At 65.4% G+C, this 26,631-nt stretch carries 35 protein-coding genes and 1 pseudogene; 29 read left to right on the forward strand and 7 right to left on the reverse strand.

Annotated features, from left to right (window positions below):
* Positions 1-185 precede the first annotated feature (185 nt).
* Entirely contained in the window at positions 186-818 is a 633-nt protein-coding gene (locus tag E0W80_RS04405; protein WP_131491451.1) for a hypothetical protein, read from the forward strand.
* A 91-nt stretch (positions 819-909) separates the two neighbouring features.
* Here E0W80_RS04405 and E0W80_RS04410 read toward each other — a convergent pair whose 3' ends face one another.
* The 3 genes from E0W80_RS04410 to E0W80_RS04420 form a co-directional block, all read right to left on the reverse strand.
* Complete coding sequence (locus E0W80_RS04410) at positions 910-1,695, reverse strand: hypothetical protein (RefSeq protein WP_131491452.1); 786 nt, start codon at positions 1,693-1,695, stop codon at positions 910-912.
* 140 nt (positions 1,696-1,835) lie between these two features.
* Positions 1,836-2,288 (reverse strand): hypothetical protein, encoded by a 453-nt coding sequence (locus tag E0W80_RS04415; protein ID WP_131491453.1) that lies wholly within the window; start codon positions 2,286-2,288, stop codon positions 1,836-1,838.
* Between the two features lie 115 nt (positions 2,289-2,403).
* Positions 2,404-2,967 carry a hypothetical protein gene (locus E0W80_RS04420; RefSeq protein WP_131491454.1) on the reverse strand — a complete coding sequence of 188 codons (564 nt, stop codon included), beginning with the start codon at positions 2,965-2,967 and terminating at the stop codon, positions 2,404-2,406.
* A gap of 340 nt (positions 2,968-3,307) precedes the next feature.
* Between E0W80_RS04420 and E0W80_RS19090 the strand changes: the two genes are divergently transcribed.
* From E0W80_RS19090 to E0W80_RS04540, 27 genes are all read left to right on the forward strand, one after another.
* Positions 3,308-3,463, forward strand: coding sequence for a hypothetical protein (locus E0W80_RS19090; protein ID WP_165875389.1), 156 nt, complete (start codon positions 3,308-3,310; stop codon positions 3,461-3,463).
* A 175-nt stretch (positions 3,464-3,638) separates the two neighbouring features.
* Complete coding sequence (locus tag E0W80_RS19480; RefSeq protein ID WP_276320529.1) at positions 3,639-3,761, forward strand: hypothetical protein; 123 nt, start codon at positions 3,639-3,641, stop codon at positions 3,759-3,761.
* Positions 3,762-3,763: 2 nt separating this feature from the next.
* Positions 3,764-4,039 (forward strand): hypothetical protein, encoded by a 276-nt coding sequence (locus E0W80_RS04425; RefSeq protein WP_131491455.1) that lies wholly within the window; start codon positions 3,764-3,766, stop codon positions 4,037-4,039.
* A gap of 2 nt (positions 4,040-4,041) precedes the next feature.
* Positions 4,042-4,218: a hypothetical protein gene (locus tag E0W80_RS19095; protein WP_165875390.1), complete on the forward strand. Its 177-nt coding sequence runs from the start codon at positions 4,042-4,044 to the stop codon at positions 4,216-4,218.
* Between the two features lie 10 nt (positions 4,219-4,228).
* Positions 4,229-4,585 (forward strand): hypothetical protein, encoded by a 357-nt coding sequence (locus E0W80_RS04430; RefSeq protein ID WP_131491456.1) that lies wholly within the window; start codon positions 4,229-4,231, stop codon positions 4,583-4,585.
* Between the two features lie 114 nt (positions 4,586-4,699).
* Positions 4,700-5,254, forward strand: a complete 555-nt coding sequence (locus E0W80_RS04435; protein WP_131491457.1) for a hypothetical protein — start codon at positions 4,700-4,702, stop codon at positions 5,252-5,254.
* Positions 5,255-5,330: 76 nt separating this feature from the next.
* Complete coding sequence (locus E0W80_RS04440) at positions 5,331-6,911, forward strand: terminase (RefSeq protein ID WP_131491458.1); 1,581 nt, start codon at positions 5,331-5,333, stop codon at positions 6,909-6,911.
* Positions 6,912-6,925: 14 nt separating this feature from the next.
* Positions 6,926-7,135 (forward strand): hypothetical protein, encoded by a 210-nt coding sequence (locus E0W80_RS04445; RefSeq protein ID WP_131491459.1) that lies wholly within the window; start codon positions 6,926-6,928, stop codon positions 7,133-7,135.
* A gap of 13 nt (positions 7,136-7,148) precedes the next feature.
* Positions 7,149-9,095 carry a phage portal protein gene (locus tag E0W80_RS04450; RefSeq protein WP_131491460.1) on the forward strand — a complete coding sequence of 649 codons (1,947 nt, stop codon included), beginning with the start codon at positions 7,149-7,151 and terminating at the stop codon, positions 9,093-9,095.
* 12 nt (positions 9,096-9,107) lie between these two features.
* The gene (locus tag E0W80_RS04455) at positions 9,108-9,863 is read left to right on the forward strand and encodes an HK97 family phage prohead protease (protein ID WP_131491461.1); all 756 of its coding nucleotides are present in this window, start codon (positions 9,108-9,110) and stop codon (positions 9,861-9,863) included.
* A gap of 21 nt (positions 9,864-9,884) precedes the next feature.
* The gene (locus tag E0W80_RS04460) at positions 9,885-11,189 is read left to right on the forward strand and encodes a phage major capsid protein (RefSeq protein ID WP_131491462.1); all 1,305 of its coding nucleotides are present in this window, start codon (positions 9,885-9,887) and stop codon (positions 11,187-11,189) included.
* 118 nt (positions 11,190-11,307) lie between these two features.
* Positions 11,308-11,601: a hypothetical protein gene (locus E0W80_RS04465; protein ID WP_205802299.1), complete on the forward strand. Its 294-nt coding sequence runs from the start codon at positions 11,308-11,310 to the stop codon at positions 11,599-11,601.
* 15 nt (positions 11,602-11,616) lie between these two features.
* Complete coding sequence (locus E0W80_RS04470; RefSeq protein WP_131491463.1) at positions 11,617-12,147, forward strand: hypothetical protein; 531 nt, start codon at positions 11,617-11,619, stop codon at positions 12,145-12,147.
* Positions 12,135-12,485, forward strand: coding sequence for a hypothetical protein (locus tag E0W80_RS04475; protein ID WP_131491464.1), 351 nt, complete (start codon positions 12,135-12,137; stop codon positions 12,483-12,485). The genes E0W80_RS04470 and E0W80_RS04475 overlap by 13 nt, the downstream gene beginning before the upstream one ends.
* On the forward strand, positions 12,485-12,736 hold the full coding sequence (locus E0W80_RS04480; RefSeq protein WP_131491465.1) for a hypothetical protein: 252 nt from the start codon (positions 12,485-12,487) through the stop codon (positions 12,734-12,736). The genes E0W80_RS04475 and E0W80_RS04480 overlap by 1 nt, the downstream gene beginning before the upstream one ends.
* Before the next feature lie 2 nt (positions 12,737-12,738).
* Positions 12,739-13,170 (forward strand): hypothetical protein, encoded by a 432-nt coding sequence (locus E0W80_RS04485; protein WP_131491466.1) that lies wholly within the window; start codon positions 12,739-12,741, stop codon positions 13,168-13,170.
* A gap of 64 nt (positions 13,171-13,234) precedes the next feature.
* Positions 13,235-13,816: a hypothetical protein gene (locus tag E0W80_RS04490; RefSeq protein ID WP_131491467.1), complete on the forward strand. Its 582-nt coding sequence runs from the start codon at positions 13,235-13,237 to the stop codon at positions 13,814-13,816.
* A gap of 82 nt (positions 13,817-13,898) precedes the next feature.
* Positions 13,899-14,162: a hypothetical protein gene (locus E0W80_RS04495; RefSeq protein ID WP_131491468.1), complete on the forward strand. Its 264-nt coding sequence runs from the start codon at positions 13,899-13,901 to the stop codon at positions 14,160-14,162.
* The gene (locus tag E0W80_RS04500; protein WP_131491469.1) at positions 14,105-14,524 is read left to right on the forward strand and encodes a hypothetical protein; all 420 of its coding nucleotides are present in this window, start codon (positions 14,105-14,107) and stop codon (positions 14,522-14,524) included. Before E0W80_RS04495 ends, E0W80_RS04500 begins: the two co-directional genes overlap by 58 nt.
* A gap of 16 nt (positions 14,525-14,540) precedes the next feature.
* Positions 14,541-16,682, forward strand: coding sequence for a phage tail tape measure protein (locus tag E0W80_RS04505; RefSeq protein WP_131491470.1), 2,142 nt, complete (start codon positions 14,541-14,543; stop codon positions 16,680-16,682).
* Entirely contained in the window at positions 16,679-17,515 is an 837-nt protein-coding gene (locus E0W80_RS04510; RefSeq protein WP_131491471.1) for a hypothetical protein, read from the forward strand. The genes E0W80_RS04505 and E0W80_RS04510 overlap by 4 nt, the downstream gene beginning before the upstream one ends.
* Positions 17,506-18,639: a hypothetical protein gene (locus E0W80_RS04515; RefSeq protein WP_131491472.1), complete on the forward strand. Its 1,134-nt coding sequence runs from the start codon at positions 17,506-17,508 to the stop codon at positions 18,637-18,639. Before E0W80_RS04510 ends, E0W80_RS04515 begins: the two co-directional genes overlap by 10 nt.
* A gap of 8 nt (positions 18,640-18,647) precedes the next feature.
* Positions 18,648-19,187 carry a hypothetical protein gene (locus E0W80_RS04520; protein WP_131491473.1) on the forward strand — a complete coding sequence of 180 codons (540 nt, stop codon included), beginning with the start codon at positions 18,648-18,650 and terminating at the stop codon, positions 19,185-19,187.
* An 8-nt stretch (positions 19,188-19,195) separates the two neighbouring features.
* The gene (locus E0W80_RS04525; protein WP_131491474.1) at positions 19,196-20,317 is read left to right on the forward strand and encodes a hypothetical protein; all 1,122 of its coding nucleotides are present in this window, start codon (positions 19,196-19,198) and stop codon (positions 20,315-20,317) included.
* Between the two features lie 101 nt (positions 20,318-20,418).
* Complete coding sequence (locus tag E0W80_RS04530) at positions 20,419-21,114, forward strand: hypothetical protein (protein ID WP_131491475.1); 696 nt, start codon at positions 20,419-20,421, stop codon at positions 21,112-21,114.
* A complete protein-coding gene (locus tag E0W80_RS04535; protein WP_131491476.1) occupies positions 21,114-21,608 on the forward strand; it encodes a DUF2746 domain-containing protein in 495 nt (164 codons plus the stop codon). Before E0W80_RS04530 ends, E0W80_RS04535 begins: the two co-directional genes overlap by 1 nt.
* Positions 21,605-21,874, forward strand: a complete 270-nt coding sequence (locus E0W80_RS04540; protein ID WP_131491477.1) for a hypothetical protein — start codon at positions 21,605-21,607, stop codon at positions 21,872-21,874. The genes E0W80_RS04535 and E0W80_RS04540 overlap by 4 nt, the downstream gene beginning before the upstream one ends.
* Positions 21,875-21,942: 68 nt before the next feature.
* On the opposite strand, the gene E0W80_RS04545 is transcribed toward E0W80_RS04540, so the two are convergent.
* From E0W80_RS04545 to E0W80_RS04550, 3 genes and pseudogenes are all read right to left on the reverse strand, one after another.
* Entirely contained in the window at positions 21,943-22,596 is a 654-nt protein-coding gene (locus tag E0W80_RS04545) for an Ltp family lipoprotein (RefSeq protein ID WP_240740458.1), read from the reverse strand.
* A gap of 102 nt (positions 22,597-22,698) precedes the next feature.
* Positions 22,699-22,797, reverse strand: a pseudogene (locus tag E0W80_RS19340) (DUF2510 domain-containing protein); the annotation flags it as partial.
* A 97-nt stretch (positions 22,798-22,894) separates the two neighbouring features.
* A complete protein-coding gene (locus tag E0W80_RS04550) occupies positions 22,895-23,221 on the reverse strand; it encodes a hypothetical protein (protein WP_240740454.1) in 327 nt (108 codons plus the stop codon).
* Between the two features lie 498 nt (positions 23,222-23,719).
* Between E0W80_RS04550 and E0W80_RS04555 the strand changes: the two genes are divergently transcribed.
* Entirely contained in the window at positions 23,720-25,957 is a 2,238-nt protein-coding gene (locus E0W80_RS04555) for an arylsulfatase (protein ID WP_131491479.1), read from the forward strand.
* Positions 25,958-25,999: 42 nt separating this feature from the next.
* Here the strand turns inward: E0W80_RS04555 and E0W80_RS04560 are convergent, their stop codons facing one another.
* The gene (locus E0W80_RS04560) at positions 26,000-26,629 is read right to left on the reverse strand and encodes a hypothetical protein (RefSeq protein WP_131491480.1); all 630 of its coding nucleotides are present in this window, start codon (positions 26,627-26,629) and stop codon (positions 26,000-26,002) included.
* Positions 26,630-26,631: the final 2 nt, after the last annotated feature.

Consider the following 26,631-nt stretch of genomic DNA (forward strand, 5'->3'; position numbering starts at 1 on the left):
CTGCAACTGGCCGGAGGATCACGATGTCTGAGCGATACTGCGTCCGCGGGTGCGTGCGCCGGGGCGAGCACTATGCAGCGTGCCAGTTCAGTGGGCCGGACTACGAGGGCGCGTTCCCGTGTGACGGTTGCGCGCCGCGCGACTGCCGTGACGGGTCAATGATCTGCGATCGCTGCTTCGGCCGGATGCGTGCTCTTCTCGCCGACGGTCCGGACCTGATCGGCCGGGTGCGGTCGCTCGCGGACCCGATGAAGGCCACGCCGACGGACAAGGCGCCGGGCGGACGTTCGTCGGCGACCGAGCCGCCGGCCCCGATCGACGCGGACCTCATCGACGCCCTGGCCGTCCTTGAGAAACTTGAACCGTGGTGGCACGTCCCCCTGTCGGACTACTCGAATGACCTCGAGGTGATGACCTGGCTCGGGGAGGTGGTGCTCGACAGGCACCCGGAGGTCGAGGGGCTGCGCGAGGGCTGGTCGGTCGCGGACGCGATGGCTAAGTGGGGCGCTGAGCGCCGCACCGACGTGTTCATCTACCCGGACGACGAGGGTCACGATCAGCCCGAGGCGGTGCCGGTGCGCGAGTGGTACGACCCGCTGTTGACGCTGCAGCAGGCAGCGAAGCGCGCGAAGGTATCCCAGCGTCAGGTGCAGAGGTGGGTTCAGAAGGAGGCCGTCACCGTGGTCGCTCAGCACCGTGGGCCCCGGGGGTCGGTCATGAAGTACGTACACGCCTCGGCTGTCGACGCGGCCGCCGAAGAGATGCGAGGGAACCAGAGCCGGTCACAGTTCACGCAGCTACGCGAGGAGTTGTCATGACCAAGGCGCACGACGAGCTTGGGAAGCGGTTCGTGACCGATGCCGACCTCGATCGGTTCACGCAGGAGGCGGCGGTTGCCAGCAGTTCAGGCTAGGCGGCAGCGTGCGCCGCGATCACGATCGCTCCGGCCGCCTGATCGGCGTCCCAGCGAGCACGCGCCAACGCTCGCCTTCTCTTCCAAGGGCGGAGGAGGGCCTGAATCAGGCTCGGCTTGTAGCCGACGGGATCTGGTCGCGTCACTTCCCACGATCGCGTGCGCCAGATCTCGTCCGCCTCCTGGAACGCTTCGCGGTGCGCGATGAGGAGGTCGCACTTCCACAGGTACCTATTAACCATCGCCGTGAGCTCAGTGTCGTTTCCGATCATGAGGGCGTACCGCGGGTGAACGTCACGGTTCCATTGCCATTCCCAGGCACTGTGGGTGGATCCTTGATTGGAGGCGAGTTCGCTGATCGTCTTTCGCATCCACTTCGCAGTGTTCATGTCACTCGGGGTGTCTCGCGTGTAGTCGGAGATTCGACCATCGAGAGCATCGGCCAGAGCCTCTATGTCGTCAGCCAGGCGCGACGCCTCAGCCGCCCAGGAGTAACCCGGCACGAGTTCGCGCGGTTCGCCTGATGGGACAGACCGAATTACCTCGCGTAGTCGATCAAACTGCGCCATGTCGAGGTGGAGGACCTCGACATCTGTTTTGCTCCGCACTTTGTGAGGCAACAAGGCGCGGGCGCGTTCTACTGCGTTCGATTGAGCGTCCTCAACCTCGCGGCGCCGGGCCCGACCGGATATTCGTCGCTCCGCGCCCAGGACGACCAGACCCACAAGACCACCAGTCGCGATACCGACGATCAGGTCTGGCACGAACGAATCCCAGTTCATCCGCTCAGTATGCCGTGCCTCGCACGGCGATCAGAAAGGAACGCCACGAATGACCGACGTCGATACTGGGCAGCACGGTCACCAGGGCAGCGGAGCAAAGAAGTCTGCGCCTGCCGACGGGCCGAGCTCCTAGCGGGCACCTATCCAGCTGAGGAAGGCGGACTCCAGATCACACCAGCCCACGGCGCGGCAGGGTCCTCGGGCAACAGCACCCAGCGTTCGCCCGCGAACGGTCCCGACCACGTGACTCGTAGCGATACCGGAACGTTGACATCTGTGAAGGACAGCGTGAAGGTGATGCATTCCGTGGGATTGAGTTTGGTCGCCGTCCGTTGGCCTATGTACGCGACTCCGAGTGCGGCTGTCGCCTCGACTTCCACACCGGTCACCGCATCTGTTCCGACATTGAAAAGCCGATACAGGCCGGGCTGATTGCGAGCATTTCGCAACTCGAACTGCACTCGATCTAGACGCTCGGTCCGCTCTGAGCGTCTGTCTGCGCGCCCCGCGCGCACGAGGCTGATGATCGAGAGAACCGCTCCGCCTGTCGAGATCAGGGCGGGGACACCCCACTTCATCCACTCGAAATCCATGCGCGTCACTCTAGGATCTCCCAGGCGCGAGAGCCAGAGTCGATAGCCGAGTACCTCGGATACCGGGGAGCCGCCGCGCGCACGCGTCGAGGCTGTCGCCGGCCGCACGCACGGGTCACGATGACTCGGGGTTGTCCCATGTGACGATCCGTTCGGTGCCTTCGCCGCGTCCGTCGAGCGAGTACCAGATTGACATCTCGAGCCGCGAGACACCCGCGGGAGGGTTTGGATGTGCGAGCGCGGGGGACAGGACGAACTCGACTCGCTCATTGCGATGCAGCCGGATGGGCAAGTCGACGTCGACTGGTTCGAGACTGTGGTCCTGCGCGATCGTCTTTACCGGCCAGCCTCCGTCTCGCGTCCTTCGCCCCATGTAGTAGGCGACACGTAAGTGTGCCCGATGCACGAAGACGGTGGACCCTGCCGACCAGACGCTAACTCCGAGGCTCTCTTTGCCATTGGTGAAGTAGTACGACTGAGCGAGCCTGAACTCAACCTTGATGTTCGCCATGGCGGCAAGCACGGACGCTGAGGCGGCTTCAGCCGCTAACCGGGCGCTCTCAGCCGAGTCGACGGCCGCCTTCGACATCTTCGATGTCAACCACGCGTACCAAGCCGTGACACCGATGAGGACGATCGAGCCGCCTGCCTGTATCCAACCGATCAGTTCTGCCTGCACGAAGACAGCATGACATCGATGACCTGAACTGGAGACTTCGGTGGCGCATCTTCACCCGCGTCCGACTCGCCGACATGATTCTTCTGCGGTGTGTCGCCAGTCGGTGTTAAGCTGTGCTTGCACCTGAACTATGACCCGAAGCCTCGCCGATCTGGCGGGGCTTTCGTCGCTCCTGGGTGATCTCCGCTGGCCTAATACCAGGGCGCACGGCTCGGGTCCGTGAGGTCGAGGTTCGAATCCTCGGTGGAGAGCGTTGACTTCCGGCTCGCCTTTGCTGCGGCGCACCTACCTCGCGCGCGGGCTGAGCAAGCTGGACCTCTTCGCGCATTGGAGGCTGACCGTGAGCACTGCTGCCAGGAAGGCCCGCAAGCGCGCCGGCGTCCGCTATTCGAAGCCGCAGAAGAGACCGACTCGCGTCTACCACCAGGTGCGCGGCCTCGGTTTCGTATCGATGGCCGAGATCGTCGCGGGCATGGTCGTCCGCGGTCGTGTCTGACGTCATTCACTCCCGTGCCTACCGTGACCTTCGCGCGACGCTGAAGGCCGAGTGGCGCGCGAGGAACGCACCGTGCGCTCTCTGTGGGCAGGCGGACATCGAGTATGACGGTCCACGTAACGCGCGGAATAGCTTCGAGCTCGATCACGAGATCAGCCGGAAGCGGTGCCTCGCGATGGGGAAGCCCCAGCTGCTCCTCGATCCGACGAACTGTCAGCCATCGCACACGCGATGCAACCGGGCGAAGCAGGCCGGTGAAGCGAAGCCCACGATGGGCGAGACCAGCGAGGAGTTCTGACCATGGACAGCATGCGCAAGATCGCGATCACCGACGGTCCTCTGAAGGGCAAGACCGTCGAGGTGCACGTCAACGAGTCCACGTTCACCACGCACGCCGGCAACGGCCACTACGAGGTGACGAAGGACGGCGCGACGTGGCACCGCAAGCAGCCAGCACCGAGCACGGAAGATGCAGCACCGAAGGCCCCGCGCAAGCCGGCACGCAAGGCACCCGCGAAGCCCGCTGCCCCGACGTCGGCGGACGCATCCGTCGAGCAGTCTCCGTCGAAGGCCTAGTGATGGCTGCCATCATCTCGACCATCAAGGGCAAGGTGCTCATCCAGGTAGGGGACAGTGAGCCGGTCGAGGTCGGCACGGTCGAGATCCCCATCCATGTGAGCACCAAGCACGAATCCGCCAAGCGCGGATACGAGGTCGGTACAGCTCACGTCGAGATCCAGGCGTTCACGGACTGAGGAGTGACAGATGCTGAATCGCTACGTGGCTGCAGGCATGGTCGAAGAGGCCATGCAGGGTCGCCACATCATGGTGGTCGGCATCAACGGCAGGGACGTCCGCGCGTCGTTCGATGAGTGCCGGTCGCGCCTGGATGCTGATGAGGTGTCACGAGTGTCGTCGGCGAACGGTGCCGAGCGCATCGAGCTCATGTCGGGTGGTCGCATCGTCTTCCGCTCGTACCAGGGTCGAGGCCATCGAGGGGTGAGCGTCGACACCGTCTATCTGGACACCGGAGTCGACCGAGAGCTGACCGACCCGAGCGTGTGGGACAGCTTCCATGCGTGCGTCGCTTCGAGCCCGAGTGCAGAGATCATCCGCGCATAGGGGTAGGGGCGTCTCAATCTCTACAGACTGACGACCGAGGCCACTTCTCCGGCAGTGATCTCTCTCCCCCCGCACCGTGAGGAGGGGGTCGCGCGCGGTAAAGGAGTATCCCCGATGCGAGTGATCGTTCTGGCCGCCACGAAGCGGTCCGGAATGCAGGAGGCGAAGAACCTCGGCATCGACCCGGTCGCGATCGTGACACCGCGATCACCGGACGCTGCACACGGCATCGTCGCCGATCGGATCATGGACGCGTCGTCCCTCACTCCGGAGATGCGGGACGAGCTGCTGCCGTTGGCCCTGCGGTCGATCGAGACCGCACTCCCCGGCCCTGTGGACATGGTCGCTGCGACCGAGAAGTCGCTCGAAGCCGCGTCGAAGATTCTGACCGACATGGATGCCGGAGCGATCGAAGCGCTGCGCGCTCTCGCGCGGAAGATCGACGCGTGGGATCAGATCGTCGACTGGGCGCTCGAAGACGCTGCCGAGACGAAGGGCGCACGACCGGCTGTGCCCCAGAACGACAACGTCTCGATCTCGGCTTACCTGAAGTACTGCGATCAGCTCGGCCTCACTCCGACCGGCCGGAAGGCGCTCGGGGTGAAGGACGGGGGCGAAGGTGGCAAGAAAGCGAAGCTCACCGCCCTCCGCTCGGGCCGCTCGGCGTAGCGCGACCAAGGGACCGGGCACCACATACCTCAAGGCCGTCGGCGGGCCGACGCGCGCTGAGTCATTCCGCCGACGCGTGGGATGCACCGAGCCGCGCATCTGCACACCGCCGCTGCGCGAACTCACCCCGGCGACGTCGAAGGGATTCGCCTGCATAGAGTTCGCCGAGGACATCCTCGAGATCGAACTGCTGCCGTGGCAACGCGCTCTGCTGATCCGCGCGCTCGAGCTGAACCCCGACGGCACCTACCGCTTCAAGACCATCCTGCTGCTCGTCGCCCGCCAGAACGGCAAGTCGACACTGATGCAGGTGCTCGCCCTGTGGCGCATGTACGCCGAGGGCGCACCCCTCGTCATCGGCACGGCGCAGTCGCTCGACATCGCCGAGGAGCAGTGGTCCGGTGCGGTCGAGATCGCCGAGGGCATCCCCGAGCTCGCCGAGCTCATCGAGCACGTCGATCGCACCAATGGGAAGAAGGCGCTGCGCCTCGACTCCGGTGAGCGGTACAAGGTCGCCGCGGCATCGCGTCGCGGCGGCCGCGGTCTCTCCGGAGACCTCGTGCTGCTCGACGAGCTGCGCGAGCATCAGAACTGGCAGGCATGGGGCGCGGTCACGAAGACCACCATGGCGCGCAGGCTCGCGCAGATCTGGGCCGCATCCAACGCCGGCGACATGGCATCCGTCGTCCTCCGCCGTCTCCGCTCGCTCGCGCACCGCGCGCTCGGCTGGCCGGACGGCAAGGACGGCATGGATGACCTCGACAAGCTCGGGGACGCACAGGACGAGACGACCGAGGTTGACGACTCGCTCGGCATCTTCGAGTGGTCATCGGCGCCCGGCCGTGGGGTGTGGGATCGCGAAGGTTGGGCTGAGGCGAACCCCTCGCTCGGCTACACGATCGACCTGCGCTCGATCGCCGCCGCCGCTTCGACGGATCCCGAGTGGGTGTTCCGCACCGAGGTCATGTGCCAGTTCGTGAACATGCTCGGAACTGGGCCGTTCCCGACCGGGTCGTGGGCCGCCACCCTCGACACGAAGAACGATCGCGTCGAGCGCGACGTCACCCGCGACCCCGACCGGCCCGCGTGCTACGGCATCGACATGTCACACGACCGCACGATGGTCTACATCGCGCTCGCCTTCTGGGACACCGAGGGGCGGATCCGCGGCGAGATCGTCGCGCAGCGCGCCGGCCCCGACTGGGTGCTGCCGTGGCTGCTCTCCCCGGTGAGGAAGATCGCGCCGACGCACGTCGCATTCCAGCGACGCGGCGCGCCGATCTCGTCGATGTGGGGCGACTTCGAGGACGCCGGCATCGAGGTCACACCGTGGGGCGAGGACAAGCTCGCCGGATGGCACGGCGCCGTCTACGACATGATCCGCAAGGCCGCGACCGACGAGTCGCCTAAGGGCGAGACCGAGGACGAGTTCCGCGATCGCGTGCGCATCTCCCACGGCGCGCAGCCGGTGCTCGACGTCGCCGCGTCAACCGCGCAGATCAAGGCCGTCGGCGACGGATGGGTCATCGACCGCAAGGCATCCCCGGCGGATGCCTCGCCGCTGCTGGCCTTCATCGCCGCCGTCGGGCTGCTGCAGACGAACCCGGCGCCGCCTTCGGCCTCGGCTTACGAGAGCAACGACCTCATGGTCGTCTGACGAGAGGTGTTGATATGGGCGCACTTCGGAAGGTGTTGTTGCACCGAACCGTGATCGTGAACCTCACGAGCGGGGCATCCATCTCGGGCGTGCTGTACCGCGACCCGGGGAACCTGATCATCCTGAAGAACGCGACGTACTTCGAGCAGGGCACGGAACCGGCCGGGCTCGATGGCGACACCGTCATCGACCGCGCGCAGGTGCTGTTCGTGCAGGCACCGTAGGGGAGGAGACACGATGGTTTTCGCTGTCTCTGAGGGCAAGCTCCTCGCCGTCCAGAAGCCGACCTACCAGGCGCCGACCGCACTGAAGATCAGCGACGACCTGTCGCAGGACTACTCCGCGATCTACCGCCAGCAGCCCTCGGTGCGAACGGTGGTCGACTTTCTCGCCCGCAACATCGCGCAACTCTCGCTCCACACGTTCAGACGTCTCGATGACTCTGACCGTGCACGAGTGACGGATCACCCGTTCGCGCAGATGATGCGCACACCGAACCCGTACACCACGGGCTACCGCCTCATCTTCTCCCTCATCGCCGACCGTGGCATCTACGACCGCGCGCTATGGGTGAAAGTGTGGCAGGACGGCCGGTCGATGCTCGTGCGGATCCCGCCGCGCCTGTGGACGATCAAGGACGATGACAACTGGCTAGCGCCGACGGAGTTCATCGTCAAGGGCAACCGAGGCAAGACCACCCTGAACGCGAAAGACGTCGTCTACTTTCGCGGGTACAACCCCGAGGACGAGCGCTACGGGCTCTCCCCGATTGAATCGCTTCGTCGCGTCCTTTCCGAGGAGTACGCCGCCGGCCAGATGCGCGAGCAAGCCATGCGCAACGGTGCTCGAATCGGTGGCTACATCCAGCGGCCGAAGGACGCGCCGAAGTGGGAGGAAGCCGCACGGCAGCGCTTCGCGACAGGGTGGCGCTCGCAGTACGCCGGGCAGACCGCGACTGAGGGCGGGGGTACACCCGTTCTTGAGGACGGGATGACGTTCGTCGCCGCGGGTCATTCCGCGAAGGACATGCAGTACATCGAGGCGCGCAAGCTCTCACGGGAAGAGGCCGCCGCGGCATACTTCATCCCGCCGCCCATGGTCGGCATCCTCGATCATGCGACCTTCGGCAACATCGAAGAGCAGCACAAGATGCTCTATCAGGACACGCTCGGGCCGATTCTGCAGGAGGTGCAGCAGGAGATCGCGCTGCAGATCCTCCCGGACTTCGACGACACAGATGACCTCTACAACGAGTTCAACATGATGGAGAAGCTGCGCGGTTCTTTCGAAGAGCAGGCATCTCAGATGCAGTCCTCGGTCGGTGCGCCGTTCCTCACGCGAAACGAAGCGCGCGCAAAGCTGAACCTGCCGCGCATCGACGGCGCCGACGAGCTCGTCGTGCCGCTGAACGTGCTCATCGGAGGTCTTGCGTCCCCGACGGATCAGGTCGCAGCCGGCGCAGGCGGCGGAGATGTGCCGGACGAGGAAGCCGTCAAGGCGATCACGGCGCGTCTGCAGTCGAAGGCGCGGCCCTCGGCACCGCAGGTTGCGAAATCGGCGCAGGTGCTCGCGGAATTCTTCGAGCGTCAGGAGCGCTCCGTGCGTTCCGCGCTCGGCGCGAAGAACGCGGACTGGTGGGACGGCGAACGGTGGGATCGAGAACTCGGCGGGGCGCTGCTGGCGCTGTCGTCGTCGATCACGACGACCGTCGCGCGGAAGCAGCTCGAACGTCTCGGCGTCGACCCTGACGAGTACGACGTCGATCGGACGATGGCGTGGATGCGGAAGGTCTCATCCGCAAACGCATCGAGCATCAACGCCGCCACCGAGGCTGCCGTGACTGCGGCGATCGCGAGTGACGAGGACACGCCGGCGGCGGTCGCGCACGTCTTCGACGTCGCGAAGTCCGCGAGGGCGCAGCAGGGAGGGCTCACGCTCGCGACCTCGCTCGCCGGATTCGCCTCAGTCGAAGCCGTGCAGCAGGTGCGAGGTACCCGATCCGCGACGAAGACGTGGATCGTCACATCCAGCAACCCCCGAGCATCGCACGCAGCGATGGCCGGACAGACAGTTCCCATCGATTCCACGTTCACCAATGGCGCCAAGTGGCCGGGCGACAGCTCAGCACTCGACGTCGACGAGGTCGCCGGCTGTTCCTGCGACGTCGAGATCAACTTCGAGTAGGAGGGTCCCGCGATGGATCTGAAGATCTGCACCGTCAAGGTCAAGGCGATCGGCGACGAAACCGCCGACGGGACCTTCCAGGCCTACGCCTCCGTGTTCGACAACGTCGACAGCTACGGCGACGTTGTCCGCAAGGGCGCGTTCGAGCGCACGCTCGCCGAGTGGGCGGAGAAGGAGGAGAAGCTGCCGCTGCTGTGGGGGCACGACTTCTACGATCCCTTCTCGAACATCGGTCACATCGAGGAAGCGAAGGAAGACGAGCACGGCCTCTGGGTCGAAGGCGTCCTCGACCTCGAGAACCCGAAGGCCGCGCAGGTGTACCGCCTCATCAAGGGCGGTCGCGTTGCGCAGATGTCGTTCGCCTTCGACACCGAGTCCTCTCGACGAGGCACGGTCGACGGCATCGACGTGAACGAGCTGCTCGACCTGACCCTCTACGAGGTGTCCGTCGTGCCGCTCGGCGCGAACGCCGAGACAGAGATCCTCGCAGTGAAGCACGGGATGAAGGCCGGCCGCGTGCTCTCCGCGAAGAACGAGACCGCGCTGCGCTCCGCGCTGGAACAGATCCAGTCCGGAGTGACCGCGGTGAAGGACGTGCTCGCCGCAGTCGGCGAGCAGGAAGACGAAGGCAAGGCCCGCGGAAGCGAACCGGCCAAGACGACCGAAGAGCCCGATGGGGTCAAGGCCGTCGAGGAGCCCACGCGCACGCCGTCCGCCCTGACGCGTCTGCAGCTCGAGCTCGCGCAGGGCGAGTTCGAAACCATCTAGTCCTGAAAGGGGACAACGCACATGAGTGCAGCAATCAAGGAGCGGATGGGCGCAGCGCTGAAGACCGCGCGCGACATCTCGGAGCTTGCGGAGCGCGAAGGTCGCGACCTCACGCCGGAGGAGAACGAGAAGGCCACCGCGGCTCTTCTCGACTACAAGGCGGCGAAGAAGGACTTCGAGCGCACGCAGTCGACCGAGGCGCTGAAGTCGGCGCTCTCGGAGATCGGCGTCGACCTCGGCCTCGAGCCTGCCGGCGAGAAGGCGACGCCTGAGGCTTTCCGCCAGCCGTCGAAGCTCAAGAGCATCGGTCAGATGTTCGTCGAGTCGCAGGAGTACAAGGGTCTCCTCGGACAGTTCCCGAACGGGAACATCCAGGAGAAGGCCCGCGTGCAGTCGCAGCCGATGGGCCTCAAGGCGCTCGTCACCGGCGCATCCGACACCTCGGGCGGTGCCTTCGTCAACACGGAGTACACCGGCATCCTCGAACTGCTCGGCCGCCGCGAGCTCACGGTCCGCGATCTGATCTCGGTCCGCCAGACCGAGACGGACACGGTCGAGTACGTGCGCCAGACCACGCAGCTCTCGAGCGCCGCACCGGTGCCCGAGGCGACGTCGGCGGCAGCGCCGACCGCTCCCGGAACCGCAGGCGCACTCGTGCCGGCTGCCGGTGGCGGGTACAAGCCCGAGGGGACGATGGCCTTCGAGAAGGTCACCGCCACCGTCAAGACGATCGCCGAGTGGGTCCCGGCCACGAAGCGCGGCCTCGCCGACGCGTCGCAGCTCCGCGGCCTGATCGACGACGAGCTGCGCGCCGACCTGGCGGAGGAGGAAGAGGACCAGATCCTCAACGGATCCGGCTCGGGTGAGAACCTGACCGGCATCCTGCAGACCTCCGGCATCCAGACGCAGGCGTGGACCGACGACCTGTTCACCACCATCCGCAAGGCGAAGACCAAGGTCCGCACCGTCGGCCGCGTCATCCCGAACGGAATGGTCGTCAACCCCGAGGATGCCGAGCGGATCGATCTCGCTCGCGCCACCGGTGGCGACGAGCAGTTCTACGGCCTCGGCCCGTTCGGACCCGCGGGCAACCGCCCGGTCTGGGGTATGCCCGTCGTCGAGTCGGAAGCCATCGCGGCCGGCACGGCGCTCGTCGGCGACTTCTCGAAGGCGGTCCTCTGGGACCGTGAGCAGGCGTCGATCACCGCGACCGACTCGCACGCGGACTTCTTCATCCGCAACCTCGTCGCCATCCTCGGCGAGGAGCGCGTCGCGTTCGGCGTCACCCGTCCGAAGGCGTTCGTCTCGGTCGACCTGACCGCGTAGTCGAAAGGGGATCACCGTGGCGAAATGCAAAGTCTGCGGCGCACCGCATCGCGCGTGTGGGCCGCAGACCACGGTGATCCCCGTCGACTCGAACGTGACCCGATCTTCAGGAGGAGACATGGGACTGCAGGCATACGAAGTCGTCACCGAAGGACGGCACCCGCACAAGACCACGCTGATGCTGTCCGACGAAGACGCGAAGCGACTGGGCGTGTTCGACCAGAAGTCGAAGACGTCCGACTCGAAGGCCGCGCCCAAGAAGGCGGCAGCGAAGACGAGCACGCCCCGCAAGGCGCGCACGCCACGCAACAAGGCTGCCAAGCCCGCAGCCGACAAGACCGCTCCGGCGGCACCGGCGACGCCGCCCGCTGGCAGCGTCGAGGACGCGTCCGACCCGGACGCAAGCGAGTAGCAGGGGGTGGCGGGGATGGCGCTTCAGACCGAGTCGTTCGCGACAGCGCAGGAAATGGCTGATCGGTCGCAGGGCGCGATCCCCGTCAACCACCCCTTCCTCGAGAAGGAACTCAAGGCCGCGACCGCGGCCATCCGGAACGCCTGCGGATGGCACATCGCGAAGGTCGAGACCCGCATCTTCGAGCGCGTCGGGCCCTACGCCGAACATGTCTGGCTGCCCGCGATGGCGATCGCATCCGTGACTGCAGCAACGGTAGACGGCACCTCGCTCGTTGCGGACTCGATCGAGTTCGACAAGATGACCGGCTGGACGAACCTCTGCGGTCGTCGCCGGTCCGTGACTTTCACCGCAGGGTTCGCGGACGTGCCGGCGGATCTCGTGACGCTGACGCTTGAGCTCGCCGCCGGTGCACTCGGTTCGCCGACCGGCATCACCCGCGAGCAGGCCGGCGGCGTCTCCGTCACCTACGCCCGCAACTCCGGCGCACTGCAGCCCGCCGACCACGACCGCCTCGCCGCATACAAGATCGGATGGCTGCCATGATCGGCGGCATCGTCGCTCGACACTCACTCGTGCGCGAACGCCCGCAGATGGTCGACGACGGCCGCGGCGGCGTCGAAGCGGACTTCACCAACGCGACGCCGACCGATCTGCACGGGTGGGCACTCGACGCCGGCAACACCGTCGCCGATCTACAGAACCGTGACGCCGCTTCGATCCGATGGACAGCACGCGGACCGTTCGACGCCGATGTCGAACGCCACGACCGCATCGTCGTCTTCGGCGAGCAGTTCAAGATCGATGGCGCCGTGGTGCGTCAGCCTGGTCCTTCGCCGCGCACGTCTCACACGATCCTCATGCTCGTGAGCTGGGAGGGCTGATGGCCGTCAAGGGGATGCGCATCAAGCTCAACCGTGACGCTGTCCGCAAGCTGCTGTCTTCCCAAGAGACAGCCGACAACCTCACTCCTCGTGGTGAACGCATCGCAACCGCCGCGGGTGAAGGATTCGAAGCGACGACCACGAGGAACCGTGATCGCGTCGTCGTGTTCGTGACATCTAGGACGACCGAGGCGAAGCGAGCAGAAGCCGAGGATCGCGCGCTGACGCGCGCCATCGACGCCGGGAGGTGACCGTGGAGCTCCTCATCCCCGCCGACGCCGAGGTGCACGCGCTCGCAGAACTCTCCGCCGTGCTCCCCATTCACGGATTTCCGAGCGTCACGACGGCTGCGAAACGCCTCGGCACGAAGATCCCGGCCCAGAACCCAAAGCCCGACGTGTTCGGACGACTGATCGCGGCAGGTGGCACCGGGCGGGACCTCGTGACCGACTCTCCGACTCTCACGCTCGAGGGATACTCCGTGAAGGAGCAACAGGCACGGGACCTGTGCGCGCTGATGCTCGCGATCATCGAGGCCGCCGTGCGCGCCGGGTCGCTCGGCGGCGCAACCGTGTACCGGTATCGCACGATCGCTCTGCCTCAGAACCTGCCGAACCCCCTGGTGCCGGATCACTTCCGGTTCACCGCTCTGATCTCCGTAGACCTCCGCAGGGTCGCGGTCTGAGTTCCCACTCGCGCACCGTCCCGTCCGGGGCGGCGCTCATCCATGCCTGAAAGGGGCAACTGCGATGTCAGTGAACAGCAAGAACGTGTTCGTCGGTACGCCCGATCAGGCGGCGACCGGGGCGATCCTGACCGGTCCAGAGACGGATGTCATCCCGGAGACGATCGACGACTTCGTCCTCACCGGCCTGAGTGATTCCGGGTACGTCGGCGAGGACGGAGTCACGATCACGCCGACCGAGTCGACCGAGTCGATCAAGGACTGGTCGCTGAAGACGATCCGCAAGATCCTCACCGAGTTCGACGCGACGCTCGCCTGGGCGCACCTCGAACTGTCCGAGGAGGCGCTCAAGAACTACATGGGCGACGACAACGTCGAGGTCACTGCCGCGACCGCGTCGAAGGGCACGCTCACCCGCGCGGCGATCGCCGGAGAGGCCCGCCCGATCAAGGCCTGGTACATCAAGGTCAAGGACGGCGACCGCCGTGTGCTGATCTTCGTGCCTCACGGCCAGGTCACCGAACGCGGCGAGATCTCGCTGCTCGCCTCCGCCGCGGTCACCCTCCCGGTGACGCTCACGACGTACCCGGACGCCGCGGGAAAGAACGTCTACATCTTCCTGGACGACGGCGTCGTCGCGGCCTGATCTTTCAGACCGTCGCGGTCGGGCGCTGGGAACCCGTCCGGCCGCGACGTACCAGCCCCCGGTTCCCAGAAAGCAGGTTCCCATGTTGGAGAAGTTCCACTACGTCGTCGGCGACACCGAGATCACGCTGCCTCGGTTCGAGGACATCGAGGTCGGTGTCATCCGCAAGATTCGGAAGCTCGGTCAGGTCGACCAGATCCTCACTCTCATCGAGAGCTACCTCGACGAGGCGCAGCTCGCGGCGTTCGACACGCTGACGCGTGAGGGACTCGAAGAGTTCGCGAACGCGTGGCGCACGGGATCGAGCGTGACTCTGGGGGAATCCTCGGCCTCCTCGACCTCGTAGAAGAGCATCAGGAGGCCGTCGAGTTCGAGCTGATCGCCGCTGGCCTCCGCTGGCGCGACATCGGCTCCGAGGCCTTCACCTGGCGCGACCTGTTCGTGCTCGTGCGGCGGTGGCAGAAACTCCCCGGCAACGCGCTGGGTGCTGCCGTCCACGGGCACGAGATCCCGTCATGGATCGAGCAGGTCCTCGCGGTACTCGTCGACCAGGTCCAGGCGACGAACTTCCTCTTGCGCCGGGGGAAGGGCGTACGCCCGAAGCGCCTCACCCGTTGGTGGGAGAAGCGCAAGCAGCAGAAGTTCGGGCGCGATCCGATCCCGATCTCGCAGTTCAACGCCTGGTGGGAGTCCGCCGGCCGCCGGTGACAACAGGAGGTGCACGATGGCCTCTGAGGGTGTCGAGCTCGCAACCGTGTGGCTGCGCATGGTGCCCACCATGGAGAACGCGACCGACAACATCGTCAAGGCGCTCGCGCCCGGCGAGAACGCCGCGGGGGAGTCCGGCAAGCGGGCGGGTTCCGAGTGGGCGGCGAAGGCGAAGGGCGCCATCGGTGTCGCCGCCATCGGCGCCGCTGTGGTCGGCACCTTCAAGGGCCTGTATGAAGTCGGTTCGATCTTCGATGACGTGACCGACACGATCCGTGTCGGCACTGGCGCGCAGGGCGAGGCTCTCGACGGTCTCGTGCAGGTGGCGAAGAACGTCGGCGCGAACGTGCCTGCCTCGTTCGACAAGATCGGGTCGACAGTCGCCGACCTGAACACCCGTCTCGGTCTCAGTGGTGAGACGCTGACGACCGTCTCCGCGCAGTACCTCGAGGCCGGTCGTATTCTCGGCGAAGACGTCGACATCAATGCGACCTCGGCCGCATTCAACGCCTTCAAGATCGAGGGCGAGGGCGTCTCGACCGCGATGGACACCCTGTTCCAGGTGTCGCAGGCCACCGGTGTCGGGATCAACGAGCTCGCGTCGGGTGCGCAGTCTGCGGCGCCGGCGCTGCAGAATCTCGGCTTCTCGTTCGAGGACTCGGTGTCGCTGCTGGGCTCGCTCGACAAGGCGGGCCTGAACTCGCAGCAGGTGATGGCGTCCCTGTCGAAGGGTCTCGTCACCCTCGCGAAGGACGGCGAAGAGCCGCAGGCCGCGTTCCAGCGTGTCACCAGCGAGATGCAGTCGTTTGTCGACGAGGGGGAGATTGCCGCGGCGCTCGACCTCGCGTCGCAGATCTTCGGCACCCGGGGCGCCGCGCAGTTCGTCGGGGCGCTGCAGTCCGGCGTCGTGAACCTTGACGACCTGCAGGCCTCGGTGGGCGCGACAGGGGACACGATCCTCGCCGTCGCCGACGAGACCGCCGACTTCGGCGAGCAGTGGCAGGTGTTCAAGAATCGGGCACTGACCGCGATCGAGCCGATCGGCACGGCGATCTTCAACGCCCTCGGCGGGGCGATGAAGTTCGTCAACGGTCTCTTCGACGACATGCCCGATGTCGGTTCGGCGTTCGGGCCCATCCTCTCCACGTTCGGGGAGATCGCGTCGGTCATCTGGGAGTCGCTCGCGCCGGCGTTCGCGCAGATCTGGCAGGCGCTCAGCCCGCTGCTGCCCGTGCTGCTGGATCTGTGGATGTCGGTCTCGCCGGTCATGCTGATCTTCCGGGCGCTCGAGCCGCTTCTGCCGATGCTGGCTTCGCTGTTCGGTCAGCTCGCAGCAGTCATCGGGCAAGCACTCGCTGCCGTGCTCCCGCCGATCGTGTCGCTGATGTCGACGCTCGGCGGCATCCTGGGCGCGCTGTTCGAAGCGCTGATCCCCGTGGTGAGCACACTCGTGTCGGCACTGTTCCCGATCATCGAGGCGCTGATCCCGGTCGTCGTCGGCTTGATGGAGGCGTTCGCTCCGCTCATCGGAGCACTCGTCGAGGCGCTTGCTCCGATCCTGACGACGGTCGCCGAGATCATCGGTATGGTCCTCGTCCCGGTATTCAACGTCATCGCCACCGTGATCACTGCCCTCGCGGGCGTCATCACCTGGTTGGTGAATTCCATCATCGTGCCGCTGTTCAACGGGTTCGTGATCCCGGTCGTGAAGCAAGTCGGCCGGATCTTCACGGACGTGTTCAGCGGCCTCGGTGGCTTCTTCGAAGGCATCTGGTCCGGGATCAGGAACACCTTCAAAGCGTTCATCAACTTCATCATCGATGGGATCAACGGGTTCATCGGCGGCCTCAACGAAGTCGGCAACTTCGTCTCTGACGTCACGGGCGGCACGATCGACTTCTCGATCGGGAAGATCCCACGACTCGCGGACGGTGCCACGGTGCTTCCTCGTGCTGGTGGCACGCTCGCAGTCCTCGCGGAAGCGGGCCACCCCGAGTCCGTCGTCGACACGGGACTGATGAACCAGGCGCTCGAGGAAGGCCTTTCGGGAAACCATACGGCGACTGTGCAGCAGCACATCACCATCAAGCACCCGGATCCGCGCCTCGCGATGCGGCAACTCGGACGGGAAGCAGAGAGGGCATTCGCGTCATCATGACCACACTGCAGCTCGGCCCACTCACGTTCGCCGACACCGGATCAACCGGATGGACGTTCTCCGACTTAATCGACTGGTTCGGCCAGACCGACGACAAGGTCGAGGCCGTCGAACGCCCGCAAGCGCACGGCGCGTTCGACACCGAGAAGTCACTCCGTGTTTCGCGAGCGGTCAGCTTCAAAGCCGCGTACCTCGGCGCTACTCAGGCTGAGCTCGAGGATGCGTTTGACACACTCGCCGCGATCGGTGCCGAAGGCCCTGTGATGATGATCGTCATCACGCCAGGCGGCCGGAGCGGACGTCGCGTATCGGTGCAGGTCTCGTCGCCGACGGACCATCACGGTCGCCCCGTTGGCGACGTTGCCGTCGACATGATCGCACGGGATCCTCGGCGGTACGCGGTGGATTCGGATGTCCCTTGGGTGCAGACGTCGCCGCCGAGCGAGGGAAACGGGCTTGTCTGGCCAGCAGTGTGGCCTCTGATCTGGCCGGGGGGCGGTTCGTCGGGGCGGATCACGCTCACGAACTCGGGCAAGGCGCCTTCCGCACCCAGGTTCCGTCTGCACGGCGGTTTCGGATCGGCGCTCATCACATGCGTAGAGACAGGCGCGCGGATCGGGCTGGATCGTCTCGTGCCGTCGGGGTCGGTGGTGGTGATCGACACTGCCGAACGCCGCGCGACAATCGACGGCCAGTCAGACGTTTCGCGCTGGCTGCGGTGGCGGGAGTGGGAGCTGGTGCCGGCGGGGGAGTCCCGCTCGTATCAGTTCGATGTGACCGCCCCGGTGGCGTCGCCGATCCTGGAAGGGCGGGTGCTTTCCGCATGGTGGTGAGGTGCTTCGTCTTCGAGACGCTCAGCGGGAATCTGTTGCAGGAAGTGGAGCCGTCGGACCTGCAGTGGTCGGAGAACGCGAACCAGGCGGAGACGGTCGATGGGGCGTTCGACCTGAACTCGACGAGTGAAGGTTCACGGGACTGGCGCAACCTCGGCACACCGTGGAAGCACTCCATCGCCGTCGACGCGAACGGGCGGCTTCTGGGCGGCCCGATCATGCCGCACGACTTCTCGGACGCGGGCGGCAGTCTGAAGCTCACCGCTCGCGGAGGACGCATCGTCTTCTCTCGCCGTTCGGTGCTGCCTCCGGCTGCGCTGACCCAGTCACTGGTGTTGCCCAATGGTGAACCTGACACCTCGCTCGATTCGACATGGGCGGGCTTCGATCTGGGGACGATCGCGAAGAAGATCGGGCAGCAGGCGTGTGCGTGGCCGGGTTCGAATATGCCGATCGTGTGGCCAGAGGACCGATCGGGTATTCGCGAGCGGACCTACGCGGCAATCGATCGGAAGAACGTCGACGATGCGTGGTCCGACCTGTCGAAAGTCGAGAACGGCCCGGACATCCGGATGCGCCTCGAATGGGACGGACCCGACCGATTCCGCTGGGTGTTCGAGACCGGGACCGAGGAGCAGCCGCGACTGCAGGGTCCGGACGCGTTCGACTGGGAAGTGGGGCAGGGGTCCGGGTTGTCCGTGCAGACCAACCCATCCCGTATGGGCTCGCTCTCCTGGTCACAAGGGGGCCGTGCTGACGACACCACCCTCGTCCGCAGCCTCTACGATCCGACGCTCATCGATCGCGGATTCCCGCTGCTCGAACTCGAAAGCGACGCATCGTCGAACACGGTCCTGCCGGAGACCCTCGATTCGTGGAACGTGGAGACGCTTCGCACCGCGAAGAAGCCATGGGAGTTCTGGTCGTTCAACGTGAGGGCCGATGAGTCGCCCTACCCGTTTGAGTACGGACCGGGGTCGCTGATTAACGTCACGGTCACTGAGGATGCTCCCGTCGCTGGCGGCTACGTCCCGCCCGGAACGTACACGCGGCGGATCGCTGGTCTTTCCGGCGCGATCTCCGACTGGATCACCGTGACGTGCGGTGAGGTCTACGACAGCTAGGAGGCGCCATGGCTGATCCGGCACCATCGGCGGGCGGTGATCTCGGCCCGCTGCTTGAGAAGATCGGCAAGCTCGACAAGCGCCTGAGCGACTTGGAGTCACCGTCTGGGACGCAACGCGCGCAGGCTGTCCGGCGTCTGCCGTTTCAAGACTTCCGGATCGGTCAGGCCGGCGGGATCGGCCTCTCCGGCAGCTGGGCGACCTACGCGAGCGTGTCCCTGCCCGTTCCGGCGGGGAAGACGCGACTGCAGGTGCTCGCGATCGGTACTGCTGCGGTGCTGGATCAGACCAGCGGCGGGCTGACGACATCGTACGGGCGGATCCTCATCAACGGGTCCGCGTCGCGGGAGTTCCCCGCGGCGAAGGATGCCGGCGCAACGCTCGTGAACAACGTCATCACCGCGACATCGGCCACCGAGGTCGACGTCTCCGCGCTCGGCGCAGTCACGGTCGAGTTCCAGCTCCAACCGCTGAACCCTGCCGCGTTTCCGCCGCACGCGCAGAACTTCGCGCAGCTCGCTGTCATCGGCAGCTTCACCATCGCCTAGGAGGCATCGTGACTCTCACGAAGACATTCCCCACGCAGGATCCGGCAGGACTGTCGATCACAGACACGCGTCGTGTGATGGCCGGACTGGTCACACGTAACGCCGATGGCACGCCGCGACCGGGCGTATTCCTGGCGAGCGATGCGCCGATCGTCACTGGCCGGGCGAGCATGGGATACAACGTCGCCGCGTTCCTCGCGGCACTGTCCCGGATCAACAACGGCATCGAACTCATCGCGAACGATGCTTCGATGATCGTCGCCACGACGGCGTCGCCGGCTTCGAACTCCCGCATTGATGTGATCTGGGCGCGCGCCCGTTTCGTTCAGCACGCGGACGGCTCGAACCTTCCGGAGATCGGTGTCACTCAGGGTGTGGCCGCGGCGATCCCGTCGAAGCCGAGCATCCCGGCCGGGGCGTTCGAACTCGCCACGGCAGAGATCCCGTCGTCGGCGACCACGACGCTGTCGTCCGGGGTGGTCATCACGCAGACCTACCAGTGCACCGTGGCCGCAGGCGGTGTCGTGCCGTTCCGCAACGCATCACTCCTGAACGCGTGGTCGAACCCGGCGCCCCGCCAGCGGGCTATCGCCCTGGACACAGGAACCCTCTACCAGCACGACGGGTCAGCATGGGTAGATGCCAGCTCAGGAATGACACTGATCCGCACCGTCGCGGCGAACTCCGGGACATCGCTGATTCTGGACAACGTCTTCTCCCCGCGGTTCCGGAACTACCGGATCCTCGCCGACTTCACACTGGCGGCCGCAACTGCACTCAACGCCGCCTTCCGCGCGAACGGAGCGGACCTTGCCACGAACAACTACACCCTGAACCGCAGCTGGGATTCCAGCGCGACCGCTCGCGCGACGTCGATCGTCACGACATCCGGGATGACGTTGAGTGGTGTCGCCGCGACCCGACACAGGCTCGCTCTCGACATCTTCGGACCATCGTCGGGTGATGTGACGATGCTCGGCGGGAAGGACCATGCGTCAGGTGGTAGCCCGGCTCTCGTGACCACGGACGTCGCCGCGCAGTTCGGCCTCACCACCCTCCTCGACGGCATCCGGTTCAACCCCGGCCAGACGATCAACGCAGCATCCGTGTCCGTGTATGGGTGCAGCTGATCATGGGCGGCTATACGAATGGTCGCTACCCGCTGTCGAAGATGGTTCACCTTGGTGGGAAGGTATACCTCCCACCTGGGACTGCGGCACGGTGGCGGTGGATGGTCGCTCAGGCGAAGGCGAAGTACGGCATCACGCTGTACGTCACCCCGGGATGGAACGGATACCGCCCGTATGACGTCCAGGTGCAGTACCGAAAGGATCTGGGGATCTGGGCGGCCGTCCCCGGGTACTCGTCGCACGGTCTGATCTACCGGGGCCGGCAGGTTGCCGCGGTGGACGTGGGCAACTGGCAGAGCCTAGCACCGGGAAACCGGAATCTCGCATGGTCTCGGTTCGTGGCACTGTGCCGCCTCGCAGGGTTCACCGTGAACTTCGTGTCGCCGGAGGAACTGTGGCACATCGGCGACTTCAACAACATCTGGGCTGTCCCGGCTTTCGTCGCGACCCCCATCCCGGTCAAGCCGGTCCCGGTTCCGATACCGGTCCCGGTCCCCGAACCACTCCTGGAGGATCTAATGTCATTCCGATCGTTGGTCATCGGCTACCGCAAGAACGATGACCTAGATGCAATCGAATCCGTTGCCCTGGACTGGGACGACGGCGCACAACTCGAGTTGAAGAACACGCCGAAGGCATACACGGAATCGTTCGCGGAAGGGCTCACCGAGGGTGGTCTCAAGATCCTCACGCCGGGTCATTTCGCCTACGTGTTGGAGAAATTCGGCGAGCACCAAAAGTCGCTTCGTGCCCGCGAACAGCAGTTGGCACGCCTCTCCGCGGGCGTCGACGGCTGATGCCGGGCGCCATTCCCGACCACACACCCCGCCACCGGCGACAGTCGATTCCCGCGTGGGTGATCGTTAGCGTCGGTGTTGTCGCGACCGGGGCGGCGCTCCTGTGGTCGTCCGGATTGCGGGACGAGGCGGGCGAAGCACTCCTCGACGAGCCGACCGCAAAGGTCTTGGTCGCGCTACTCGGCGCCGCGGGCACGCTCCTTGCCTTGCTGTTGCAACGCACTGGCGAGGTCCGTCACCAGGTGAAGAACTCTCATGGGACGAACCTTCGCGACGACGTTGACGATACCCGCCGAGAGATCGCAGAAGTTCGCGAGATCGCACAGCACGCGGTGCGCGCGGCACGAAAAGCATCCGACGACACCGTCCAGTTGCGCGAAGACGTACAGGCCGGACGTCTCGAAACCGGGGAGGTGCGCGCCGACGTGCGCGGCCTCCGCAAAGACATCGGTCGACTGACCGATGCGATTAAACAGAAGAAGGAGAACCCATGAAAGCCCTGTTCGATTCCCTTGTCCGAACGTACGTTCCCTGGCTCGCTGGTGTCGTCATCGGCTGGCTGGTCAGCCTCGGCATCCCGCTCGATCCTGATGTCGAAGTGCAGGTCACGCTCGCCCTCATGGGCGGCGCGTCACTGCTCTGGTACTTCCTCGCCCGAGTGTTCGAGCTCTACGTGTCGCCGAAACTCGGGTGGCTCCTCGGCCTCCCCAAGCAGCCCGTGTACGACCGGACAAACGAGAAGAATCACACTCTGCTCTGACACGTCGAGAACGAAACGACCCCCACTCAGCCTCGGCTGGTGGGGGTCGTTTTGTCGTTCGTTCGAGGTCAGTATCCGACTGCGGCGAGACCAAATTCGATTTCAGCAGCCTGGAACCCTTCGAATGCGAGCTGGTCGTAGAGGCCTTGTCGAGAGAACGAAGACATGTCCATGTAGGACTGAGCCTTCTCGGCGCACTCGGCGTTCCAATCCGCGCCTGCGTTGTCGGCGCCGAAAGTTGAGTCTTCGGTGCTGAATCCTTCGAACTCAAGCTGCTCGATGAGCCCGGAGCGCGAGAACCCGGCGAAGCTGAGGTAACTCTGCGCCTTGTCGATCGCGTTCTGCTGACCGAGGGTGAGCTTGGGTTTTTCCTCGACGACGATCGAGATTGCTGCACCGTCGTTCGCGGTAGACCCCGCGGCGCGGCTGGTGGATACGACCAGGGCGGTTGGATCCTCGAAAGTCGACAGCGCAGGCGGAATCAGGCCGGCGTCGGTGAGTACGGCGATCGCGTCGGAGACGGGGATGCCGACGACGTCGGGAACGACGATGGTCGGTGCGGGCTCTGCTTCGGTAGCCGGTTCCGCCGACGTGGTCGGTTTCATGTCAGATGTGGGAGCGCCGTCCTTATTGCCGAGCCCGAGAGCGCTGCCGACGCTTCCGACGAGGATCACGCCAGCGGCGATAGATCCGCCGATGATCCACTTCTTCTTCGTCGACATCTTCTCCGTGGGAACGCCTTCTGTCCCCGCGGGGACGGCAGCATCTGCTTGAAGGCCTAAATGCGTCGCGTCCGCGGTCGGTGTGACGGCAGAGGCCTGCTGTGGTGTCGGCTCGAGCCACTGCGTGCCGTCCCAATATCTCTGTTCGTTGTTGGCGTGCGGAGCCGGGTACCAACCGGCGGCGGGAGTCGGGTCTGACATGAGGGTTCCTCTCGGCTGCGTGATCGGCCCCCCAGAGAGACGCGCAGGCCGAATGATCCGAATGCTATCGGGGGTTCGGACATTCAATGGAAGAACGTTATGAATTGGTTTCGGCCGAGACGAGAACGACGGCGTTACCCCACACCCAACATCGGAAAGTCTCACCCGCGGCACGGAACTCGATCCCGGCCGCGAGGGGAGTAGAGCGAACGAGCTTCGCGTCGACGCGGATGGCCTCCGCGCCGAAACGCACCCACGCCCGCACACGCTTCGGCCGCGGGTAGATCGTCATCGGTTGCTCGCGCGCATCCATCTCACGGTCGGTGAGCGACTGTAGTGGGCCGCGTTTCGCAGCCTCGAGGATCGATCGTTCCTGCGATTGCATGTCGCGGTAGGCGGAGAGCGTCGCCCCGGGGTTCCCCATATGGCCGGTTTTCCTTTCTCCGGCCGAGAGTCTCGATTCTACGTCGCGGTATCCGACGTCGGGATGAGAGAGATCTCACGCTTGTGTGCGAGCAGAACGACGTGCCCACATTTTGCCCACGGTTACTCACGTCTGAGTGTGGCTATCGGTGACTCAGGGTCGGTGATTGCGCCCGTCGTTTCGCGGATGCGCCGGAGTTGCATGTCGCAAAGTAGAGTTCGAGTCCCGTAGTCGGCTCAGCACACGCAGTGAAAAGCTCCGATGGGAGGCCCCTCGTCGACACGACGAGGTCTTGTCGCCGAGGGGGCGATGCGCTACTTTGAGCGCCATCCAGTGCGCGGTGCTCGGATCGATCCGACCTTCGTCTCTGGCGGGAGTTCGGAGAAGTCGATGGTTGCTGGATCCGAAGGAGTTCGGCCGATTCGTTCGGCACCGTTGCCGCCTGCGAGGGTGCTGCCCTTTCCGCCGCCGCCATCGGGAAGCGTCGCGGGGCGCATCATGCAGGAATCGACGTATTCCCCGAAGCCTGTCGAGTCGCATCTTCCCTCGGATGCGCCGAACATCCTGATCGTTCTGATCGATGATGCAGGCCCCGCATTGCCGACCTCGCTCGGCGGCGAGGTGAGCACGCCGACATTCGACCGGCTGCGTGACGAGGGAGTCGGCTACAACAGGTTCCACACGACGGCGATGTGCTCGCCCACGAGAGCGGCGTTGTTGACAGGGCGAAACCACCATCGGGTCGGGAACGGACAGATCGCCGAACTGGCGAACGACTGGGACGGCTACTCCGGCCACATTCCGAAGAGCACGGCGACCGTCGCGGAGGTGCTTCGCAATTACGGCTACTCCACCGCGGCGTGGGGGAAATGGCACAACACTCCCGCGGAGGAGACCACCGCTGCCGGTCCCTTCGACAGGTGGCCCACCGGATACGGGTTCGAGTACTTCTACGGCTTCCTCGCGGGGGAGGCGTCGCAGTATGAACCGAACTTGGTGCGCAACACGACGGTCGTGCTGCCGCCGAAGACGCCGGAGGAGGGCTATCACCTGAGCGAGGACATCGCCGATGATGCCATCGGCTGGCTCCGCGCGCACAAGGCGCTCGCGCCCGAGAAGCCGTTCCTGATGTATTGGGCGAGCGGAGCGATCCACGGTCCCCATCACGTCACCAAAGACTGGGCCGACAAGTACAAGGGCAAGTTCGACGACGGGTGGGATGCGTACCGTGAGCGCGTCCATGAACGGGCCAAGAGCGCAGGGTGGATCCCCGCCGATGCCGAGCTCACTCCCCGCCATCCCGAAATGGCCGCATGGGATGACATTCCCGATGACGAGAAGCCATTCCAACGTCGTCTGATGGAGGTCGCAGCCGGTTTCGCCGAGCACGTCGACGTGCAGGCGGGCAGGGTCATCGACGAGGTGGAACGACTCGGCTACGGAGAGAACACCATCGTCCTCTACCTGTGGGGCGACAACGGCTCGTCCGGCGAGGGGCAGAACGGCACCATCAGTGAGCTGCTCGCGCAGAACGGCATCCCGAGCAACGTCTCCGATCACATCGCCGCACTCGAAGAGCTCGGAGGGCTGGACGCGATCGGCACGCCCGCGACCGACAACCAGTATCACGCAGGCTGGGCCTGGGCGGGTTCCACTCCCTACCAAGGGATGAAGCTTCTGGCCTCGCACCTCGGGGGCACTCGGAACCCGCTCATCGTGAAGTGGCCCGCGCGGCTCCAGCCCGATGCGACTCCGCGTACTCAGTTCCACCACGTCATCGACGTCGTGCCGACGATCTACGACATCCTGGGAATCAGCGAACCCGACGTGGTGAACGGAATCCCCCAGGAGCCCCTCGACGGCGTCAGCTTCGCGTACTCGCTCGACGATGCGGAGGCGGAAGGACGCCGGCACACGCAGTACTTCGAGATCATGGGGAGCAGATCCATCTACTCGGATGGGTGGATGGCCTCCGCGATCGGACCGCGTCTGCCCTGGGTGCAAGGCCTGCCTGCGGGTATCCGGACCTGGACCCCGGATGAGGACCTGTGGGAGCTCTACGATCTCGAGAACGACTGGAGCCAGGCCCACGACGTGGCGTCGGAGCACCCGGAGAAGCTCGCACAGCTCAAAGAACTCTTCGCCATGGAAGCGGCCAAGAACAAGGTGCTGCCCGTCGGGGGCGGGCTGTGGGTCGTCGCCCTCCATCCGGAACAGCGCATCGCGCCGCCGTACACGGAGTGGAGTTTCACGGGCGACACGTTCCGCATTCCGGAGTTCTGCGCTCCCGCTCTCGGTAACAAGCCGAACGTGGTCCGGTTGGGCGTCACCCTTCCGGAGCGGGCGAACGGGGTTCTGTACAAGCTCGGGGGCTCGGGAGGCGGGCTGACGTGCTTCCTCGATGACGGTGTCCTCACCTATGAGTACAACCTCTTCCTCATCCAACGAACCACCATCGCGACAGAGTCGCCTCTCGCCCCAGGGGAGTCGGTGATCGAAGTGGTGACGGACTATGTGGAACGTCGACCAGGCGGTCCGCTGAAGGTCGTGCTCCGGGCCGACGGCGTCGAGGTGGCGTCCGGGGTGGTGCCGGTCAGCGCGCCCTTGCTGTTCAGTGCGAACGACTGCCTCGACATCGGGCGCGCATACGGCGGCCCCGTCTCACGTCGGTATGCGGATCGGATGCCGTTTCCTTTCGACGGCCTCATCGACGACGTGCACATCGCCTATCTCTGATGGCGGCGGCGGGGGTTCTGGTCGGGGTGGCGTCCACCCGGGTCAGATCTTGATCGGGAACGTGATCAACAGGGCGAGTCCGCACAGCACGATGACGCCGCTCAGGCCGAGGAACACCCGGCGTCGCCAGGGGACCGCCTGGTGCTGAGAGATCGCGGCGAAGAACAGGACGAGCGCGAACAGCACGGTGAGCAGGGAGTAGTTGTCGCCGCGCTGATTGTTGGTGAGCGCTTCGTCGAACTTCGCATCCGCTCGCGCGCTCAACTGCTCGGCTTCCCGTGTGCCGGGCGGCACGTATTCCTCCATCACGAACGGCCCGCGCGCGGCGCGTCCCTCTGCGGTCCATGCGTCGAAAGCCACCGCGAACTCCTCGGTGAAGCGTTCCTCGACGAAGCTCACCAGATCGTCCCGCCCGTCGGCTTCCGCGAGAACCCATTCCGTGTACAGCGTGAGGTCGTACTGTCGCGCGGCTTGGGCCGTGGACTGGGCGGAAGCCGCTTGAACGCGAGCGCTGGAGGCCTGGCTGAACGCGATGGACATCTCGCCGCCCCACTTCGAGGCCTCGAAGCCGCACCACGCCGTCACGACCGCGGTCACCGAGAGCAGGACGACCGTGATGATGTCCAGAACACGTGTCGTGGGGGTGGACTCGTCCGAGGCGCCTCTGTGCATGA

Source organism: Microbacterium sp. PI-1 (assembly GCF_004337555.1).
GTDB lineage: Bacteria > Actinomycetota > Actinomycetes > Actinomycetales > Microbacteriaceae > Microbacterium > Microbacterium aurugineum.